This is a genomic window from Cellulomonas xylanilytica (assembly GCF_007989805.1).
Classification (GTDB): domain Bacteria; phylum Actinomycetota; class Actinomycetes; order Actinomycetales; family Cellulomonadaceae; genus Cellulomonas; species Cellulomonas xylanilytica.
In genome coordinates, this window is sequence record NZ_BJUB01000022.1 from 1 (window position 1) to 4,103 (window position 4,103).

Here is a 4,103-nt window from a genome sequence, read left to right on the forward strand (position 1 = left end):
GTTGCCGGTGCGCTGCAGGTTGGAGTCGCGACGAGCTCCCGAGGAACCGTCGGCGAAGGCCTCGTTGACCACGTCCCAGGCGTAGATCTTGCCCTTGTAGTGGGTGGCGACCTGGGTGACGTGGTTGAGCATCGCGTTGCGCAGGGCGGTGCCGGACATGTTCTGCATCCAGCCCGGTTGCTGGGAGTACCAGGCCAGGGCGTGACCGCGGACCTGCTTGCCGTTGGACCGCGCCCAGTTCAGGATCCGGTCGCCGTCGGTGTAGCTGAACTGGTTCTGGTTCGGCTCCGTGGCGTCCATCTTCATCTCGTTCTCGGCCGTGATCATGGTGAACTCACGGTTCGCGATGGTCGAGTACGTCGAGTCGTTGAGCCGTCCTGCTGCGATCGCCGTGCCGAAGTAGCGGCCGCTCTGCGCGGCGGCGGCGCCGAGGGTGCTGGCGGCCGCCTGGGCGGGCATGGCCGCAGCGAGACCGGTCAAGGTCGTCGCGACGGCCAGCGTCGCGGCGACGAGAGCACGCTGCCCTCGTCGTGGGGTGGTGGTCATGCGGCACCTCTCTTCGGCGCCTGACGTCGGCGACAGGCGGGTGGCGACGACGGACGCTCTCCGGGGAACTCGTCGGCCGTGAGCGCTCACACTGCCCGCGCGTGCGACGGGCTTCCAGGCTCCGAAACGATTTACACCGGTGTAGAAGAACGATCCGGCCGGCGGCCCACGCCGGTCGGGTATGTTGCGACGGCCGAGGTCGCGATGCTCGCTGCCGTGACGACCCCGGCGGGGTGAGGAGGGGCTGTGGCGACGATGGCCGACGTCGCTCGGCACGCCGGCGTGTCCGTCAAGACCGTGTCGAACGTGCTGAGCGGCTACCCCCACGTCCGCGACACCACCAAGGACCGCGTCCTCGCCTCGGTCGACGCGCTCGGGTACGAGATCAACGTGACGGCGAAGATCTTCCGGTCCGGCCGCAGCGGCGTCGTCGGCCTCGCCGTCCCCGAGCTCGGGCAGCCCTACTTCGGCGAGCTCGCGGACGAGATCCTCGCGGCCGCCCGGCGGCACGGCCTGCACGTGCTCGTCGAGCCGACGGGCTTCACGCGCGAGGGGGAGCTCGAGGCGCTGCGGATACCCCGTCGCGGCCTCGTCGACGGCCTGATCTTCAGTCCCGCCGCGCTCGTCCAGGACGACGCGCACCTGCTCGACGCGCTCGGCTACCCCCTCGTCCTGCTGGGCGAGCAGATGTTCTCCCCGAGCGTCGACCACGTCACCATGCGCAACATCGACGGTGCGCGAGCGGCCACGGACCTCCTCCTGGACGCCGGGCGACGCCACATCGCCGTGATCGGCATGCTGCACGCCGAGACCGCCGGCTCGGCCTCGCTGCGCTACGCCGGCTACCAGCAGGCGCTCGAGGCGCGCGGGATCGAGGTCGACACCCGCCTGCTCGGCTGGGCGGACCTCGGGTGGCACCGCGCCAACGGGGCGCGCGCGATGGCGGACGTGCTGGACTCCGGTGCTCCCGTCGACGGCGTGGTCGCGTTCAACGACGCCCTGGCCATCGGCGCGATGTACGAGCTGCAGTCGCGCGGACGGGCGATCCCGCAGGACGTCGGCGTCGTCGGCTTCGACGACATCGAGGACTCGCGCTACTCCGTCCCGACGCTCACCACCGTCGACCCCGGCCGGCGGGAGATCGCTAACGTCGCCGTGGACATCCTGCGCCGCCGGATGCACGAAGGGCTGGGGTCGGGCGGGCACGGCGCTCCTGTGCTCTACCTGGCCGGCATGCGGATCGTCGAGCGGGACAGCACCCCCCGACGCGACGGCTGACCGGACGGCGCGACACGGCACGTCGGCGACCGCGATTGACACGTCCGACGGGCGTTGTCAGGGTGACGGCTCACGTCGCGTCTACACCGGTGTAGACGCGACAGCCCGAGGACGACGAGAGGGGCCGGCCGTGCAGCCCGCCATCGAGGACGACATCGCCAGGTTCCGGTCGGACGCCCGGGAGCATGCGCGCCGGCTGCCGCGCGCGCTGCCGCACCTGCCGCGCGATACGTTCGAGCGGGTCCGCGTCGCGGGAGACGTGCCGGAGAGCGAGCTCATGGTCTACCGGCCTGCCGCCGGACCCGCGACGCCGGGTGTGTTCGTCAACCTGCACGGCGGCGGGTTCGTCCTGGGCGACTGGCAGGACGACGATCCCTACTGCCGGTACCTGGCGGACGCCGCCGGCTGCGTCGTCGTCAACCTCGACTACGTGCTCGCCCCCGAGCACAGGTTCCCGGCAGCGGTCCACCAGACGGCCGCCCTCCTGGCGTGGCTGGCCACGGACGCGGCCACGATCGGTGCCGACGGCTCGCGGGTCGCCGTGGGCGGGCACAGTGCGGGAGGGAACCTGGCGGCCGCGGCGTGCCTCCTCGCCGCACGCGGCGACGCCCCTCAGGTCCGGGGCCTGGTCGTCGACTACGCCCCGCTGGACCTGGCCACGCCGCCGGTCCAGAAGCTCGGCGACGCCGGTGGGCCGGGCGCCGCCGAGCTCGCGAGCGCGGGTGCCCGCTTCAACGCCTGGTACCTGCTGGACTCCGCGGACGGAGCCGACGAGCTGGCCTCCCCGGTGCTGGCGAGCGACCTCTCGGGCCTGCCGCCGACGCTCGTCATCACGGCGGAGCACGATCTGCTGCGCGCCGAGGGCGATCGCTTCGCGGCCCGCCTGGGCGCTGCGGGCGTCGGCGTCGAGCACCTCGTGGCGCCGGGCAGTGGTCACGGCTTCACGCACGTCGGCCCCGAGGAGCACGCGGTCGCGGCGTGGGAGCGGATGGCGGCGTTCCTCCGCCGGGTGCTGGCCGACGAGCCCGCGGGGGAGCGGTCGTGAGGGTACGGGGGACGCACCTGTTCACCATCGATGCGCTGCTGGGACCGGTCGTCGACGTCGGGCAGACGCCGACCGGCCACCGGCGCGTGATCCCGATCATCGGAGGGACGGTGTCCGGCGGGCTGACGGGCACCGTGCTGCCCGGTGGCGCCGACTGGAACCTCGCGCGTCCCGACGGCTCGACCGAGCTCTGGGCGCGCTACGAGATCCGGCTCGTCGGAGGCGCGGTGGTCTCGGTGACCAACACGGCGGTCCACGCGGCCGACAGCCCTGTCCCCCTGCTGACGACGCCGCAGTTCGACGTCGGTGCCGATGGTCCGGTGGAGCTGCGCGTGGGTGCGTTCGTGGGTCTGCTGACGCCGCGTCTGGACGAGGGCAGGGTGCAGATCGACGTCCATCGCCTGACCGCTGAGCCCTGACGCGCCGGTCGGGCGACTCCGTGAGAGCGCTCCGATAGTTGCGCTCAGCGAACCGAGATGTGCGTGGGAGCGTGCCCACCGATGCCCGGTTCGATATCGATATCGAGCGGGTTTACACCGGTGCAGATCACCCAGAAGAGTGGAAAAACGTTTCGTTAAAACGATCGAAACTACCGAAGCGCCTCTTGCTCTTGACCCGCTCCTGCGAACCGGTCGAGTGTGTGGCCGCCGGCGATCAGCCGACGCATGCACCCCCAGGAGGATCAATGACGACCCCACGACTCAGGCACCGACGCGGACGGCTCGTCGCCGCCGTGGGTGGCCTCGCGGTCACCGCCCTCACCGTGGCGCTGGCAGTGCCGGCCGCCGCCGCAGGCAGCACGCTGCAGGCCGCGGCCGCCGAGAGCGGGCGGTACTTCGGCACCGCCATCGCCGCCAACCGACTGAGCGACTCGACCTACTCGACCATCGCGAACCGTGAGTTCAACATGATCACGGCCGAGAACGAGATGAAGATGGACGCGACCGAGCCGAACCAGAACCAGTTCAGCTACGGCAACGGCGACCGGATCGTGTCCTGGGCGCGCAGCAACGGCAAGCAGGTCCGCGGTCACGCCCTGGCCTGGCACTCGCAGCAGCCGGGCTGGATGCAGAACATGTCCGGCACCGCCCTGCGCAACGCGATGCTCAACCACGTCACCCAGGTGGCCACCCACTACCGGGGCCAGATCCACTCGTGGGACGTCGTCAACGAGGCCTTCGCCGACGGCTCCTCCGGCGGACGCCGCGACTCCAACCTGCAGCGGACGGGCAAC

Annotated in this window: 5 protein-coding genes; 4 read left to right on the forward strand and 1 reads right to left on the reverse strand. The window is 71.4% G+C overall.

Going from position 1 to position 4,103, the window contains the following annotated elements; translation table 11 throughout:
• Positions 1 to 546: endo-1,4-beta-xylanase (locus tag CXY01_RS20695; protein WP_146931836.1), on the reverse strand; the 546-nt coding region annotated here is incomplete at its 3' end.
• A gap of 255 nt (positions 547 to 801) precedes the next feature.
• Here CXY01_RS20695 and CXY01_RS20700 point away from each other — a divergent pair.
• The 4 genes from CXY01_RS20700 to CXY01_RS20715 form a co-directional block, all read left to right on the forward strand.
• Positions 802 to 1,824, forward strand: coding sequence for a LacI family DNA-binding transcriptional regulator (locus CXY01_RS20700; protein ID WP_146931848.1), 1,023 nt, complete (start codon positions 802 to 804; stop codon positions 1,822 to 1,824).
• A gap of 130 nt (positions 1,825 to 1,954) precedes the next feature.
• Positions 1,955 to 2,869, forward strand: a complete 915-nt coding sequence (locus CXY01_RS20705) for an alpha/beta hydrolase (protein WP_146931839.1) — start codon at positions 1,955 to 1,957, stop codon at positions 2,867 to 2,869.
• A complete protein-coding gene (locus CXY01_RS20710; protein ID WP_146931842.1) occupies positions 2,866 to 3,288 on the forward strand; it encodes a DUF3237 family protein in 423 nt (140 codons plus the stop codon). Before CXY01_RS20705 ends, CXY01_RS20710 begins: the two co-directional genes overlap by 4 nt.
• A gap of 266 nt (positions 3,289 to 3,554) precedes the next feature.
• Positions 3,555 to 4,103, forward strand: a 549-nt coding sequence (locus CXY01_RS20715; RefSeq protein WP_146931845.1) for an endo-1,4-beta-xylanase, incomplete at its 3' end; no start/stop codon positions are given.